The sequence below is a fragment of the Ensifer sp. Root31 genome (assembly GCF_001424825.1).
GTDB classification, from domain to species: domain Bacteria; phylum Pseudomonadota; class Alphaproteobacteria; order Rhizobiales; family Rhizobiaceae; genus Ensifer; species Ensifer canadensis.
In genome coordinates this window covers 38,074-52,271 of sequence record NZ_LMCO01000009.1, presented here as the reverse complement: position 1 = coordinate 52,271, position 14,198 = coordinate 38,074, and the positions used below count along the sequence as shown (strand labels likewise).

Annotated in this window: 15 protein-coding genes; 9 read left to right on the top strand and 6 right to left on the bottom strand. The window is 58.3% G+C overall.

Features of this window, described 5'->3' with window-relative positions; genetic code table 11:
* Positions 1-9: 9 nt before the first annotated feature.
* Positions 10-714 (bottom strand): Tim44/TimA family putative adaptor protein, encoded by a 705-nt coding sequence (locus tag ASD00_RS10425; protein ID WP_025425310.1) that lies wholly within the window; start codon positions 712-714, stop codon positions 10-12.
* Between the two features lie 130 nt (positions 715-844).
* Here ASD00_RS10425 and ASD00_RS10420 point away from each other — a divergent pair, with 130 nt between their 5' ends.
* Both ASD00_RS10420 and secB read left to right on the top strand, forming a co-directional pair.
* The gene (locus ASD00_RS10420; RefSeq protein WP_025425309.1) at positions 845-1,351 is read left to right on the top strand and encodes an FxsA family protein; all 507 of its coding nucleotides are present in this window, start codon (positions 845-847) and stop codon (positions 1,349-1,351) included.
* Positions 1,352-1,431: 80 nt separating this feature from the next.
* Positions 1,432-1,935 carry a protein-export chaperone SecB gene (gene secB, locus ASD00_RS10415; RefSeq protein WP_025425308.1) on the top strand — a complete coding sequence of 168 codons (504 nt, stop codon included), beginning with the start codon at positions 1,432-1,434 and terminating at the stop codon, positions 1,933-1,935.
* A gap of 57 nt (positions 1,936-1,992) precedes the next feature.
* On the opposite strand, the gene dnaQ is transcribed toward secB, so the two are convergent.
* Genes dnaQ through ASD00_RS10390 form a run of 5 tightly spaced genes read right to left on the bottom strand, consistent with a single transcriptional unit; the run spans position 1,993 to position 5,594 of the window.
* A complete protein-coding gene (gene dnaQ / locus ASD00_RS10410; protein WP_025425307.1) occupies positions 1,993-2,700 on the bottom strand; it encodes a DNA polymerase III subunit epsilon in 708 nt (235 codons plus the stop codon).
* On the bottom strand, positions 2,693-3,292 hold the full coding sequence (gene coaE / locus ASD00_RS10405; RefSeq protein WP_025425306.1) for a dephospho-CoA kinase: 600 nt from the start codon (positions 3,290-3,292) through the stop codon (positions 2,693-2,695). Before coaE ends, dnaQ begins: the two co-directional genes overlap by 8 nt.
* Positions 3,289-4,149, bottom strand: a complete 861-nt coding sequence (locus tag ASD00_RS10400) for a shikimate dehydrogenase (protein WP_025425305.1) — start codon at positions 4,147-4,149, stop codon at positions 3,289-3,291. The genes coaE and ASD00_RS10400 overlap by 4 nt, the downstream gene beginning before the upstream one ends.
* Positions 4,142-4,741 carry a Maf-like protein gene (locus ASD00_RS10395; protein WP_025425304.1) on the bottom strand — a complete coding sequence of 200 codons (600 nt, stop codon included), beginning with the start codon at positions 4,739-4,741 and terminating at the stop codon, positions 4,142-4,144. Before ASD00_RS10395 ends, ASD00_RS10400 begins: the two co-directional genes overlap by 8 nt.
* A gap of 31 nt (positions 4,742-4,772) precedes the next feature.
* On the bottom strand, positions 4,773-5,594 hold the full coding sequence (locus ASD00_RS10390) for a pyruvate, water dikinase regulatory protein (protein ID WP_025425303.1): 822 nt from the start codon (positions 5,592-5,594) through the stop codon (positions 4,773-4,775).
* Between the two features lie 406 nt (positions 5,595-6,000).
* On the opposite strand from ASD00_RS10390, the gene hemE reads away from it, so the two are divergent.
* The 7 genes from hemE to ASD00_RS10355 all read left to right on the top strand — a co-directional run bounded on the left by hemE (position 6,001) and on the right by ASD00_RS10355 (position 14,185).
* The gene (hemE, locus tag ASD00_RS10385) at positions 6,001-7,032 is read left to right on the top strand and encodes a uroporphyrinogen decarboxylase (RefSeq protein WP_025425302.1); all 1,032 of its coding nucleotides are present in this window, start codon (positions 6,001-6,003) and stop codon (positions 7,030-7,032) included.
* Positions 7,029-7,571, top strand: a complete 543-nt coding sequence (gene hemJ, locus ASD00_RS10380) for a protoporphyrinogen oxidase HemJ (protein ID WP_107028047.1) — start codon at positions 7,029-7,031, stop codon at positions 7,569-7,571. The genes hemE and hemJ overlap by 4 nt, the downstream gene beginning before the upstream one ends.
* A 191-nt stretch (positions 7,572-7,762) precedes the next feature.
* Positions 7,763-9,028: a transcription termination factor Rho gene (rho, locus tag ASD00_RS10375; RefSeq protein WP_025425300.1), complete on the top strand. Its 1,266-nt coding sequence runs from the start codon at positions 7,763-7,765 to the stop codon at positions 9,026-9,028.
* A gap of 404 nt (positions 9,029-9,432) precedes the next feature.
* Positions 9,433-10,758, top strand: coding sequence for a tRNA uridine-5-carboxymethylaminomethyl(34) synthesis GTPase MnmE (gene mnmE / locus ASD00_RS10370; protein ID WP_025425299.1), 1,326 nt, complete (start codon positions 9,433-9,435; stop codon positions 10,756-10,758).
* Between the two features lie 95 nt (positions 10,759-10,853).
* The gene (mnmG, locus tag ASD00_RS10365) at positions 10,854-12,737 is read left to right on the top strand and encodes a tRNA uridine-5-carboxymethylaminomethyl(34) synthesis enzyme MnmG (protein WP_057206469.1); all 1,884 of its coding nucleotides are present in this window, start codon (positions 10,854-10,856) and stop codon (positions 12,735-12,737) included.
* Positions 12,734-13,375, top strand: coding sequence for a 16S rRNA (guanine(527)-N(7))-methyltransferase RsmG (rsmG, locus tag ASD00_RS10360; RefSeq protein WP_025425297.1), 642 nt, complete (start codon positions 12,734-12,736; stop codon positions 13,373-13,375). The genes mnmG and rsmG overlap by 4 nt, the downstream gene beginning before the upstream one ends.
* 15 nt (positions 13,376-13,390) lie before the next feature.
* Positions 13,391-14,185 carry a ParA family protein gene (locus tag ASD00_RS10355; RefSeq protein ID WP_025425296.1) on the top strand — a complete coding sequence of 265 codons (795 nt, stop codon included), beginning with the start codon at positions 13,391-13,393 and terminating at the stop codon, positions 14,183-14,185.
* Positions 14,186-14,198 lie beyond the last annotated feature (13 nt).

Sequence of the window (14,198 nt, the reverse complement as noted above, 5' to 3'; positions counted from 1 at the left end):
CCCTTCCGATCAGTTTTCGGATTCGGTAGCGATCAGCTTCCAATTCGGATCACGTGAACGAATGTCGCGCGAGAAAGTCCAGAGATCGTTGACTTCGGCCACCGACTCCGCGTCTCCATCGATGATGGCGCCCTGCTTGTCGTAGGTCGCCGAGATCAACTGGCTGACGATCCGGACCGTGATGTTTTCTTCGCTGTCCTTGACCTCGGCGTGGATGATGTCGGCCTTCTCGATGCCGACGAAGGTAGATTTCACCACCTCGCCCTTGCGCTCGCGCTCGGCAATCGCGGCGTCGAAGCCTTCATAGACCTCGCGCGACAACAGGTTCTTCAGCGTCTTTCGGTCGCCGTCGGCAAAAGCCATAACGATCATCTCGTAGGCCATCTTCGCCCCGTTGACGAACTCCTTCGGGTCGAAGCCGGTGTCGGCGTCGGTCAACGAACGGAGCTGATCGTTGAGCGGCGTCCCCGCCTTGGCAAAGGCGTCAATCGCGGCATAGCGGGCCGAATCGTCCTCGACATTGTCGCGGCGCGGCAGCTGGACGACCTTGCCATTGTCGGCCTTTTCAGGCCCCTGACTCATGTCTCTCGGAGAATAGGGATCAAACGGTGGCCGCTCGCTGCCGGTCCGGCGACCGAGAACGCTGCGCAACTGCAGGAAAATGACCACTGCGGCGATCAAGAAAAAAAACGTGATGAAGTCGAAAGAGCCCATTTCCACCTGAAACCGCTGTTAGAATTTCTCGTAGCTATTCCATATAGTCCGCAAGGATAGATCATTCAAACAGCGTTGTCGCACCCTTAGATCGGAGGTGACGATGCGAAGACCCTTTCAGGCACCGCTAATGCGCTCAATGTTAATTCCCCTGGTCGTTCTTGGACTGCCCCTTGCCGAGATTGCCGGCTTCGTCATCGTCGGCCGCGAAATCGGCCTGGCGATGACGCTGCTGCTCGTTCTGTCGAGCGCAATCGCCGGGGTCGTCCTCCTTCGCTTCCAGGGTTTCGCCATGATCAGGCGCATGCAGGAAGCAACGCGCACTGGCAGCGATCCCGGCCGCGAGGTCCTCGGCGGTGCCTTGATGTTCGTCGCAGCCCTGTTGTTGATCGTGCCCGGCTTCATCAGCGACATCTTCGGTCTGTTTTTATTTGTGCCGCCTGTCCGGCAGGCCGTGGCCGGCTATCTGAGGTCAAAAATGACGATTGTAACCGCTGCCTCGAGCCAGTCCTGGCGCGGACCGAGCCATTCACCGGAAGAGCGCGCCCAACCGCGCGTCATCGACCTTGGCGAAGGCGAGTTCTCAAGGACCGATGATGACGAACCAAACCCGTCCGAAGAGCGCCGGCGGCAATAGCAAAGGCCTGTGGCGCAGGGTTGTAAGCCCTATGACGAAATGCTAGATGGCCTCACCGAATTGAAGTCGAGGAAACCCTTATGACGACTGATACCGCATCCAACGGCAACGGCAGCGCGCAGCAGAGCCCGTCGCTCAACATCCTCGCCCAGTATGTCAAGGATCTCTCGTTCGAGAACCCGGGCGCACCGCGTTCGCTGCAGGCCCGTGACAATGCGCCGTCGATCAACATCAACGTCAACGTCAACGCCAATCCGCTTGCCGAGAACGATTTCGATGTCGTTCTCTCGCTGAACGCGGAAGCCAAGGACGGTGAGCGCGTTCTGTTCAACGTCGAACTTTCCTACGGCGGCGTTTTCCGTGTTGCCGGCTTCCCGCAGGAACACATGCTGCCGCTGCTGTTCATCGAATGCCCGCGCCTGCTGTTCCCGTTCGCGCGCCAGATCGTTGCCGACGCGACCCGCAACGGCGGCTTCCCGCCGCTGATGATCGACCCGATCGATTTCGCTCAGATGTTCGCCCAGCGCATGGCCGAAGAAAAGGTCCGTTCTCAGGTGTCGAACACCAACGAGACCGCCAACTGATCTTGTTCGGTCTGGATCGCAATTATTAGTAAAAAGCCCGGTCGAGCCGGGCTTTTTTCATTCCTGCAGATCGTATTTGGCCCAGATTGCCTTGGGCCCCAGCTTCGCAACCAGCGCGGCATGAGCCTCCTCATCCGCTTCGGACAATCGGTTCGGCAAAGGCCTTGGGCGCTGCGCAATGACGATCGGCGCATCGTCGTGTGCGACGGTTTGTCCCGCGACCTTGTTGCTCGACACCAGACCCAAGGCGGCCTGACGACCGCCGAGCATCTCGATATAGACTTCTGCAAGAAGCTCGGAGTCGAGAAGCGCGCCGTGCTTGGCGCGATGAGAATTGTCGATGCCGTAACGACGGCAAAGCGCATCGAGCGAGTTCGGGCCCATCGGGTGCTTCCGGCGAGCAAGCGCTAGCGTATCCGTCACCCGTTCGCCGGCAATGACCGGCAACCCGATGCGACCGAATTCGGCATTAATGAAGCCCATGTCGAAGGTGGCATTGTGCGCCACCCAGCGGGCATCGCCGAAGAAGTCGAGGATCTGCTGGGCAACATCGGCAAAAGGCGGCTTGTCCTTCAGGAAATCATCGGTGATGCCGTGAATGGCAAGCGCATCCGGATGAACCTTGCGATTGCCGGGATTGACGAAGATATGCAGCGTACGGCCGGTCGGAAACTGGTTTTCCAGCTCGACGCCACCGATTTCGATCACCCTGTCCTCGCGATTGTCGAGGCCGGTCGTTTCCGTATCGAAAATGATCTCACGCATCGGGCGCTCCATTCGTGGTGAGGTCATCGACGATCGCCCTCACCTGTTGGCGTGTGTTGTCGAAGCTGTCGCTGGTATCGATGATATAGTCGGCGCGTTCACGCTTCTGACTGTCCGGCACCTGACGCGCCAGGATCATAGCAAATTTCTCTTCAGTCATGCCGGGGCGTTTCATCGCTCGCTCTCTTTGAATCTCGGGCGCGCAGCTAACCACGACCACTTTATCGACCCGCGCCTCGGCGCCCGTCTCGAACAACAACGGAATATCGAGCACGACGAAGGGCACCTCAGCCGCAGCATTCCTGTCGAGGAACTCGCGTTCTTTCTGGCGAACGAGCGGATGCACGATGTTTTCGAGTTCGCGTAGCCTTTCCGGTGTTGCCAACAACTGGCGGGACAGTTCGGCGCGATCGATCGCCCCGTCCCTGACTGTTCCCGGAAAGGCGGCTTCGACCAGTGCGACGGCTTCGCCGCGATAAAGCGCGTGCACCACTTCATCGGCGTCGTTGACCGGCACCCCGAACTCGCGGAACATCTGCGCCGTTGTCGACTTGCCCATTGCCATCGATCCGGTCAATCCGACAATCATCATGCGTGCGTCCCCATATCATCGATGACGAGTTGCCGGAGGTTAGCGTCGACCACGGGCCGGCGGCCGAACCAGAGCTCGAAACCAGGCGCAGCCTGGTGCAGCAGCATGCCAAGTCCATCGACGATGGCGTAGCCCTGCTCCTCCGCCTGGCGAAGCAAAGGCGTCTTCAACGGGACATAGACGATATCGGTGACCACCGCACCCCTGGCCATGACGGTGAAATCGATCTGCGGTGCATCCTGTCCATCCATGCCGAGAGACGTGGTGTTGATGAAGAGGCCAGCGCCGGTCATCACCTCGTTCAATGCCTCCATCGGATGCGCATGCACGGCCGACCCGAAACGGTCGGACAACTCCTGAGCCCTCGCCACCGTGCGATTGACGACATGGATGGTGCTAATGCCCCGGTCGCGCACGGCCTGGATGACGGCGCGGCTGGCGCCACCGGCACCGAGCACAACCGCGGTCGAACATTGGTCCCAGCCGGCCGCCCGTTCGTCAAGATTGGCAACGAACCCTTGGCCATCGGTGTTGGTGGCATGGACTTCGCCGGCCTCGAGCCAAAGCGTATTGGCGGCGCCGAGTTCCAGACAGAGATCGTCAGGGCGATCTGCCAACCGATGGGCGACTTCCTTGTGCGGGATGGTGACGTTGCCGCCGCAAAAACCTGATGTGCCTTGCTTCAGCTCTGCGATGAAGGCCGAGAAATCGGCCGGCTTCACCTCGTGCGCGCGGTAGCTGCCGTCTATCCCGAGCTGTTTCAGCCAATAGCCGTGGATCAATGGCGACCTGGAATGCTTGATCGGATAACCGGTGACGAAGGCGTGGTTAACAAATGTTTCACGTGAATCACGCATCGATCGTTCCCAATTCCCGAAGTTTTGCGAGCAGCGGCAGCATCGGAAGACCGAGGATGGTGAAATAGTCACCATCGATCTTGTCGAACAGCTGGATGCCCTCACCCTCCAGCTGGTAGGCGCCGACACTGGACAGGGCCTTGCTGCCGACACGCTGCAGATGGCGATCGACGAATTCCGGCGTCAGTGTGCGCACTGACATATTTGCGGACGAGACATGGCGCCAAAGGATCTCATCGCCGCGCAAGAGGACAATCGCGCTGTTCAGGCGATGGGTCTTGCCGGAGAGCGACAACAGATGCTGTCCGGCTTCGACCATGTCCTTCGGTTTGTGATAGACACGCTGGCCGAGCGACATGGTCTGGTCGGAACCGATCACCAATGCCTCGGGAAAATGCCGGGCGACATCCCTCGCCTTGGCTTCGGCCAGCCTCATCGCGACATCTTCAGGAACTGCACCTTCTTCCTCAAGTGGTTTTTCAAGCGCCCGCTCGTCGATCTCGGCGGCGCGTGCGGTAAACACCAAGCCGGCATTTTCCAGAAGCGCGCGACGGAACGGGCTTGCTGAAGCCAGAACGAGTGAAGGTGTCATCATCGAAGTTCCCGAATTGTTCGGATTCGCTCTATCGCAGCCGCGGACGCAGGGCAACAATTGCGGCGGCGGTTTCCTCGATCGAGCGGCGGGTGACGTCGATGAGCGGCCAGTTGTTGCGCGCGCAAAGCGCGCGGGCATATTTCAGCTCCTCGGCGATCGCTGCCCTATCGGTATATTGATCGCCGTGAAAGCCTTGCGTGGTGCCAAGCACCCGATGCTGACGAACTTGGGAAATGCGGTCGGCGGTCGCAATCAGGCCGACGACCAGTGGCTTGGTTGCCGCCATCAGCCGATCGGGAAGCGGCACGCCCGGGACGATCGGAATATTGGCCGTCTTTATGCCGCGGTTGGCGAGGTAGATGGATGTCGGCGTCTTCGATGTTCGGCTGATGCCGATTAACACCACATCGGCATCATCGAAATCGGCCGGCAGCTGACCATCATCATGGTCCATGGTGAAATTCAACGCATCGATCCGCGCGAAGTAATCGGCATCCATCACGTGCTGCGCGCCGGAACGGCGTCGCGACGGCGAGCCGAGATAGGACTGAAACAGTTCGATGATCGGATCGAGCACGGAGACGCACGGCACGCCCATCTCGCGACAGCGCTGATCAATGATATCAGCCAGCTCGCGATCGACGATCGTATAAAGCACGATGCCGGGGGCGCCATCGATCGCATCGAGAACCTGCAGCAACTGCCGGCGATTCCTGATCAGCGGATAGACATGCTCGAGCGCATGCGACGCCTGGAATTGCGCCGCTGCCGCCCGCCCCGCAGCGATCAAGGTCTCCCCCGTCGAATCGGAGATCAGATGCAGGTGGAAGTAGTTTTTCTTGTTCTCCACGCAATTCTCCGGGTGCTGTTGATAAACCGGGATAAAAGAGGCTACCGGCGCCGCGACGGCCGAGGCAAGGGGAAAACTGCCGACTTATTCACAATTGGTGCGACGCCGAAGAAAGCTTCGCGGGGGATGTGGACAAGACTCACAGCAATGACAAAGTGTCACGCGTTTCGACTCATTGTCCACAGCAAATCGCTTTCTCTCAAAGACGGCAATCCTCTGATTCAAATCGGATTTTTGCACTTATCCACGAAATGCATTCATGACCGCTGCTCTGCTTCCCACTCGGATTAATCCGATCGGGTGGCCGTGGATGAACTGTGGCCATCTTTTAATCCTTGATACCCACCGACTCTAAGAAATAGAAAGAGTCTAAATATCTTTGTTTATATATTAGGAGAGACCATCCGTGGCCGAGACACGAAGGAAAGTTCTGGAGGTTTTGGAGGGGAAGACGGTCAGTCCTCCTCCCGTCTGGCTCATGCGCCAGGCCGGCCGGTACCTTCCCGAATATCGAGCAACGCGTGCCGTCGCCGGAAGTTTCCTCGATCTCTGTTACACGCCTGATCTCGCTGTCGAAGTGACGCTTCAACCGATCCGTCGTTATGCTTTTGACGCAGCCATTCTTTTTTCCGACATCCTCGTCATCCCGGACGCGCTGAAGCGCAACGTTCGCTTTGAGGAAGGCCATGGTCCGAGAATGGATCCGATCGACGTTGATGGCATCGATGCTCTGAAGGCTGACGGTATCTCCAATCACCTGAAACCGGTCTTCGAAACGGTATCGCGTTTGCGTGGGGAACTTCCGGCGGAGACGACGCTGCTCGGATTTTGCGGTGCGCCCTGGACCGTTGCGACCTACATGATCGCTGGTCAGGGAACACCGGATCAGGCCCCTGCCCGGCTGTTCGCTTACCAGAACCCGGAAGCCTTCGAACGGCTTTTGACGTTCCTGGCCGATGTGTCGGCGGACTATCTGGTCGAGCAGATCGATGCCGGCGCCGATGCGGTACAGATTTTCGACTCCTGGGCTGGCGTTCTGGGCGAAGAGGAATTCGAACGATTTGCCGTCAAGCCGGTCGCGCGAATCATCGCTTCGGTGCGGACGCGACGTCCGCAGGCCAAGATCATTGCCTTTGCCAAGGGCGCAGGGCTTCTCCTGAAGCATTATCGCCAGAAGACGGGTGCCGATGCCATCGGGCTCGATTGGACCGTCCCACTGTCCTTTGCTGTCGATTTGCAGAAGGACGGACCGGTGCAGGGTAACCTTGATCCGATGCGGGTCGTTTCCGGCGGTGCCGCCCTCGAGCAGGGCATAGATCGTATTCTCGATGCGCTCGGCAACGGACCGCTCATTTTCAACCTCGGTCACGGGATTACGCCGCAGGCCGATCCGGAGAACGTCTCGGCGCTGGTGTCGCGCGTTCGCGGAGCACGCTGATGGATGAACGCCAGAGGGATCGCGGTCCAGGCAACAGGGCGCGGGTCAGAGCAATGATTGCGCTTGGCGGTTTTGCCGCGTCGCTCATCGGGCTTTTCGTCTGGCAGCCCGACAGCCTCTATCTCTGGATCAAGGCGCTACACGTGATTGCGGTGATGTCGTGGATGGCAGCGCTGCTCTACATGCCGCGCCTGTTCATCTACCACACCGACGCAGCACCCGGTTCCGAACAGTCCGAAACCTTCAAAATGATGGAACAGCGGTTGCTGACGGTCATCATGAACCCGGCGATGATGATCTCCTGGGTGCTCGGGCTTTACCTCGCCTGGAGCGTCTACGACTTCCAGGGCGGCTGGCTTCACGCCAAGCTGCTATTCGTGGTGATGCTGACCGTCGTGCACATGCGCTTCAGCCGGGCGGTTCGGGCGTTCCAGCGGGACGAAAATCGCCGCACGGCACGCTACTGGCGGTTGATGAACGAAGCCCCGACGCTGCTGATGATCCTGATCGTCATCATGGTCGTGGTGAAGCCGTTTTGAATTTTAACGATTGCTAATTGTAATAGTTCTCGCTAATTTTCGTCAGCCCCTTGCGGCGTTTCACGTGAATCGCTATTTTCTCCCATCTCCTCTTCATGGCTTGTGACAAAGACCAGAGCCTGCCCCTCCTGCCGCAGCTCCCTTCAGAAAACACGCCGTCTTTCCATTCCCAGACGAAACATGGATCCTTCATGGCTGAAATGAAGCTACAAGAACTTAAGAACAAGACGCCGACCGATCTTCTGGCCTTTGCCGAAGAGCTCGAGGTGGAAAATGCGAGCACCATGCGCAAGCAGGAGCTGATGTTCGCAATCCTCAAGATGCTCGCCTCCCAGGATATCGAAATCATCGGTGAAGGCGTCGTCGAGGTTCTGCAGGACGGATTCGGCTTTCTGCGCTCTGCCAATGCCAACTACCTTCCCGGCCCGGACGATATCTACATCTCCCCCTCCCAGATCCGCCGCTTCTCGCTGAAGACCGGCGACACGGTCGAGGGACCGATCCGCGGACCGAAGGAAGGCGAACGCTACTTCGCGCTGCTGAAAGTCAACACCATCAATTTCGACGATCCCGAAAAGATCCGTCACAAGGTTCACTTCGACAACCTGACGCCGCTCTATCCAAACGAGCGCTTCAAGATGGAACTCGATATCCCGACGTCGAAGGACCTTTCTGCTCGGGTGATCGACCTGGTCGCGCCGCTCGGCAAGGGCCAGCGCGGTCTGATCGTCGCTCCGCCGCGCACCGGTAAGACCGTTCTCCTGCAGAACATCGCCCACTCGATCACCGCAAACCATCCGGAATGTTACCTGATCGTTCTGTTGATCGACGAACGGCCGGAAGAAGTCACCGACATGCAGCGCTCCGTGAAGGGCGAAGTGGTTTCCTCTACCTTTGACGAGCCGGCGACGCGCCACGTGCAAGTCGCCGAAATGGTGATCGAAAAGGCAAAGCGCCTGGTCGAGCACGGCCGCGACGTCGTGATCCTGCTCGATTCCATCACCCGCCTCGGTCGCGCCTATAACACCGTTGTTCCTTCATCCGGCAAGGTTCTGACCGGTGGTGTCGACGCCAACGCCCTGCAGCGCCCGAAGCGCTTCTTTGGTGCCGCCCGCAACATCGAAGAAGGTGGTTCGCTGACCATCATCGCCACGGCGCTGATCGATACCGGCAGCCGCATGGACGAAGTCATCTTCGAAGAGTTCAAGGGTACCGGCAACTCGGAAATCGTGCTCGACCGCAAGGTCGCCGACAAGCGCATCTTCCCGGCGATGGACATTCTCAAGTCCGGCACGCGTAAGGAAGACCTGCTGGTTCCACGCCAGGATCTGCAGAAGATCTTCGTTCTTCGCCGGATTCTGGCCCCGATGGGTACCACCGACGCGATCGAGTTCCTCATCGACAAGCTGAAGCAGACAAAGAACAACGGCGACTTCTTCGACTCGATGAACACCTGATACGGCCGAACGCCGATATCGTGATTGAGACCGGGCAGGTGATCTTGCCCGGTCTCTTTATTTCCAGCGATCACGTTGATTAGCCGGATTCAACGATGGACCGGCTTCCTCGGCGAGCCTTTCGATTCGCTATCGCAATGATCTTGGATCCCCTCATCCGGTGTCGCCTTCTGTCAGTTCAGTGATTCACGTGAAACACATTCGGGCGATCCCGCGGCTAAGGCTTGATCTTCTCCCGACTATTCGGCATAAGCTTGCAACCGCTCGACACCTCTGTGAACGCCGGGAACGCCGACTAACGCGTTTCATTCAGCTATCAATATGAGGCCGCCTCACCCGCCGGAACTTGTTTCCGGCGCAGGCGTGCGTAGAGCAGGAACTCTCTTTGGATCTCAGGTGACACGATGCCATCGGTGGATACGATATACGCGCTTTCCAGCGGGGCGTTGCCAGCCGGCGTAGCGGTGATCAGGATAAGCGGACCAGAAACAAACGCTGTCCTGAAGTCATTGTGTGGTGCCGTCCCTGAGCCGCGTTTGGCGTCACTGAAATCGATTCGCTCTCGCAACGGTTTCATGATCGATAGCGGCCTGATCATCTACTTCCGCGGCCCGGCCTCGTTTACAGGGGAAGACTGTGCCGAGTTGCACGTGCATGGCAGCCGTGCCGTTGTTCAAATGCTGCTGCATGAGTTGTCTGGCTTTGCGGGGCTGCGCCACGCTGAGGCCGGCGAGTTTTCACGGCGAGCCTTCCATAACGGCAAGATGGATCTTGTCGAGATTGAGGGCTTGTCGGATCTGATCGCTGCGGAGACCGAGATGCAGCGTCGTCTGGCGCTGGAGCATTCCGCCGGCGGCCAGTCTAAGGTCTATGACGATTGGGCCAAGCGTCTGACCCATGCGCGCGCGATGATCGAGGCGGAGCTCGATTTCGCCGATGAGGAGGACGTGCCGGGCTCGGTCAGTGACCGGATTTGGAAAGATATGGAATTGCTGCGTCGCGAGATCGACGCGCACATTGCCCAGGCGCCGATTGGCGAAATCATCCGGGATGGCCTGAAGATCGTCATTGCCGGCGAACCCAACGCCGGCAAGTCCAGCCTGCTCAATGCCTTGGCAAAACGTGATATCGCGATCGTGACAGAGATAGCCGGAACGACGCGCGATGTGCTTTCCGTCGACCTTTCATTAGCCGGATTCTCCGTCAAGTTGTTCGATACTGCCGGGCTGCGCGAGACCGACGAGACGGTGGAGCGTGAAGGTATTCGCCGCGCTCGCGATGTAATTGCAAACGCCGACCTTGTGCTGCTTCTTTCCGAAAACACAGAAGGTTTTAACACCCTTGACGACCTCGCTCTTACGGCTGTGCCGGTCTTGCGGGTCGCAACCAAGATCGACCGAGCCGGCAGCGATACCATTCCGGGCGCCGAGGTTTCGATTTCGACCACAACGGGTGCGGGGATGGACCAGCTCTTGAACGTCATATCGGGCTATCTACCTGATTTGTCTGGGGTTACCGCCCTCTCTATCCCCTCCAGACGCAGGCATGTTGACGCCTTGCGCCAAGCCAGCATTGCGCTTGCGGAAAGTTTGCGCCTGAACCAAGACGGCCTGGATATACGCGCTGAGCTGCTTCGTGTCGCAGGGGATGCAATCGGACGCATCACCGGGCGTGTGGATGTTGAAAACCTGTTGGATGTGATATTTTCCGAATTCTGTATCGGTAAATGATGTTCGACTAAAACAATACAACGCTAGCGAGTCATGCGAAGTGTTTCACGTGAAACGATTCGAATCCGGAACGCGTTTGATCGGAGATGATAAGAATGGTCCATTTTGACGTTATCGTCATTGGTGGAGGTCATGCCGGCTGCGAGGCTGCGGCGGCGGCCGCGCGCCTCGGTGCACGCACCGCTCTGATTACCCATAAGGCGTCGACCATTGGCGTGATGTCGTGCAACCCGGCGATTGGGGGTCTAGGCAAAGGCCACCTCGTGCGTGAGATCGATGCGCTTGATGGCTTGATGGGTCGCATCGCCGATGCGGCTGGAATTCAGTTTCGTCTGCTCAATCGGCGCAAGGGGCCGGCTGTTCGTGGCCCACGTACCCAAGCCGACCGGCGACTCTATCGCGAAGCCATGCAGCGAGAGATTGACGCCATTGAAAACCTGACCGTGATCGAAGGTGATGCTTTCGACCTTCTTGAACAGGACAGCAAGATTGCCGGCGTGGTGATGAAGGATGGCAGATCCTTTGCTGCGGCGGCGGTGGTGCTGACGACCGGGACCTTTCTAAAGGGACTGATCCATATCGGCGACCAGAAGATACCGGCGGGTCGTATTGGCGAAGAGCCGTCGCTTGGCCTCTCCGCCACCTTGGCGCGCTACGGCCTTCGTTTGGGACGGTTGAAGACGGGGACGCCAGCACGCCTGGACGGCAAGACTATTGATTGGGATCGCGTCGGACGCCAGGGGCCTGACGAAGATCCGGTGCCCTTCTCCTTCATGACCGATCGGATCGTCAACCGACAGATCGACTGCGGTGTGACCCGAACCACCGAAGCCACGCATAAGATCATTGCCGACAATATCGGCAAGTCGGCGATGTATTCCGGTCAGATCGAAGGTGTCGGTCCGCGCTACTGCCCCTCGATCGAGGATAAGATCGTTCGCTTTGGCGAACGGGACGGTCACCAGATCTTCCTTGAACCGGAAGGCCTGGACGATGATACCGTCTATCCCAACGGCATTTCGACATCCTTGCCGGCAAACGTTCAAGACGCGTTTATTCGCACAATCCCCGGCCTTGAGAGTGTCGTGATCCTCCAGCCGGGTTACGCGATCGAATACGATCACGTCGATCCGCGTGAGCTTGATGCGACGCTGGCGGTGCGCAAGATGCCGGGCTTGTTCCTCGCCGGCCAGATCAATGGCACCACGGGCTATGAAGAGGCCGGGGCACAAGGCCTGGTCGCCGGCTTGAATGCTGCCAAGGCAGCGACGGGGCGCGAAGCCGTCATCTTCAGCCGCACCGATTCCTATATCGGCGTGATGGTCGACGACCTGACCTCTCGGGGTATTACCGAACCCTATCGCATGTTCACGTCACGCGCCGAATACCGATTGTCCCTGCGTGCCGACAATGCAGACGTGCGCCTGACACCGAAGGCAATCGAAATCGGTTGCGTGTCTGAAGCGCGGCAGGCGCGCTTTGTCGAATGGAAGGCGCAGTTTGACAGCGGTCGGGCATTGCTCAAGCAATTGTCGGTGACGCCGGCAGAAGGCAACCGTCATGGACTCAAACTGAACCAGGATGGCCAGCGGCGAACGGCGTTCGAAATCCTATCCTATCCTGACCAGAGTGTTGGTGCCTTGCTGATCCTGTGGCCCGAGTTGAAAGACATTCCGTCCGCGGTGGTGGAGGCACTCGAAATCGATGCTGCCTATGCCGTCTATATGGACCGCCAGGCATCGGACATTGCTGGCATCCGCCGCGAAGAGGATTTAGCGATTCCAAGCGATTTTGACTTTTCGGCATTAGCTGGTCTATCGAATGAGCTGAAGCAGAAGTTGACGCTGCAGGCGCCGCGGAATCTGGCCCAGGCGCTGAAGGTCGATGGGATGACCCCGGCCGCGGCCTCGTTGATCTTGGCTTGGTTGAAACGAATGAGTCGTTCCGCGGAACGGGAAGAAAAGGTAAGTGCGCAATGAAAACGAGTCCCTTCGCTGGCTTGAACGGACTGCGTGTTTCACGTGAAACGAAGGAACGACTAGAGCACTTCGCAGCGCTGTTTCAGAAATGGGCGAAGTTCATCAATCTGATTGCTCCGTCGACGCTCGACGACCTGTGGCGGCGGCATATCGTCGATAGTCTACAATTGGCGCAACTTGCGCCGGGTCCGAAGACCTGGGTCGATCTCGGTAGCGGTGGTGGATTTCCCGGAGTGATTACCGCCATCTACCTCCAGGAATTTTCCGACGGCTGGGTACATTTGATCGAGAGCAACAACAAGAAAGCCGCTTTCCTGCGCGTTGCGTTGACGGAGACCGGTGCGCGCGGATCCGTTCATCCGATTCGAATCGAAGATGCCAGCTCTGTCGCACCAAAATGCGATGCGATTTCCGCCCGTGCGCTGGCGGATCTGAGCCTACTGCTCGATTATTCATCGCCTTGGCTGACGGCCGAAGGTGGCAAAACGGTCGCCTACTTCCACAAAGGGCGGGATTACCAGCGTGAGATCGACAAAGCCGTTGGCCGCTATGCGTTTGATCTGGTAAAACACCCAAGCATCGTTGAGCCAGATTCTGTTGTGCTCGAGATCGCAAATCTTTCGCGAAGAACTCAGTGATTGGCGAGCGGAAACATGTTTGGCGCAAAAAATCGGATCATCACGATAGCGAACCAGAAGGGGGGCGTCGGCAAAACGACGACGGCGATCAATCTGGCAACGGCATTGGCCGCCATCGGCGAAAAGGTTCTGATCGTTGATCTGGACCCGCAGGGCAATGCCAGCACCGGCCTCGGCATTCAGCGCCGCGATCGCCATCTCTCCTCCTATGAATTGATGGTTGGATCGCACTCGATTGGTGAGATCGTCCAGCAGACAGTTGTGCCGAATCTGGCTATCGTGCCCTCGACGATGGATCTGCTCGGCGTCGAAATGGAAATCTCCAGGGAGGTCGATCGCGCCTTTCGTCTTCGCAAGGCCTTGGAGAGCCCCGAGGCATTGGAGTATTCATACGTTCTCGTCGACTGCCCGCCATCGTTCAATCTGCTGACGATGAACGCTATGGCTGCCGCACATTCGGTACTGGTGCCGCTTCAGTGCGAATTCTTCGCGCTGGAGGGTTTGAGCCAGTTGCTGGAGACGGTTGACCAAGTGCGCCAAACGGTCAACCCGAACCTGGACATCCAGGGTATCGTGTTGACGATGTTCGATTCTCGCAACAATCTGGCACAGCAGGTGGTGAGCGATGTCCGCACCCATCTTGGGGATAAGGTCTACCACACGCTCATTCCGCGGAATGTGCGTGTATCGGAAGCACCGTCCTATGGTAAGCCGGCCATCCTTTACGATCTGAAATGCGCAGGCAGCCAAGCCTACCTTCAACTCGCATCGGAAGTAATCCAGCGCGAGCGGCAGCGCAAAGCCGCATAATTGTTTCGGTACC

Bases quoted from the DNA above. Each gene is read 5' to 3' on its own strand.
- ASD00_RS10425 (WP_025425310.1), bottom strand. From the start codon at position 714: ATGGGCTCTTTCGACTTCATCACGTTTTTTTTCTTGATCGCCGCAGTG.
- secB (WP_025425308.1), top strand. From the start codon at position 1,432: ATGACGACTGATACCGCATCCAACGGCAACGGCAGCGCGCAGCAGAGC.
- rho (WP_025425300.1), top strand. From the start codon at position 7,763: ATGGCTGAAATGAAGCTACAAGAACTTAAGAACAAGACGCCGACCGAT.
- ASD00_RS10395 (WP_025425304.1), bottom strand. From the start codon at position 4,741: ATGACACCTTCACTCGTTCTGGCTTCAGCAAGCCCGTTCCGTCGCGCG.
- ASD00_RS10400 (WP_025425305.1), bottom strand. From the start codon at position 4,149: ATGCGTGATTCACGTGAAACATTTGTTAACCACGCCTTCGTCACCGGT.
- rsmG (WP_025425297.1), top strand. From the start codon at position 12,734: ATGAAAACGAGTCCCTTCGCTGGCTTGAACGGACTGCGTGTTTCACGT.
- ASD00_RS10420 (WP_025425309.1), top strand. From the start codon at position 845: ATGCGCTCAATGTTAATTCCCCTGGTCGTTCTTGGACTGCCCCTTGCC.
- coaE (WP_025425306.1), bottom strand. From the start codon at position 3,292: ATGATGATTGTCGGATTGACCGGATCGATGGCAATGGGCAAGTCGACA.
- dnaQ (WP_025425307.1), bottom strand. From the start codon at position 2,700: ATGCGTGAGATCATTTTCGATACGGAAACGACCGGCCTCGACAATCGC.
- mnmG (WP_057206469.1), top strand. From the start codon at position 10,854: ATGGTCCATTTTGACGTTATCGTCATTGGTGGAGGTCATGCCGGCTGC.
- mnmE (WP_025425299.1), top strand. From the start codon at position 9,433: ATGCCATCGGTGGATACGATATACGCGCTTTCCAGCGGGGCGTTGCCA.
- ASD00_RS10355 (WP_025425296.1), top strand. From the start codon at position 13,391: ATGTTTGGCGCAAAAAATCGGATCATCACGATAGCGAACCAGAAGGGG.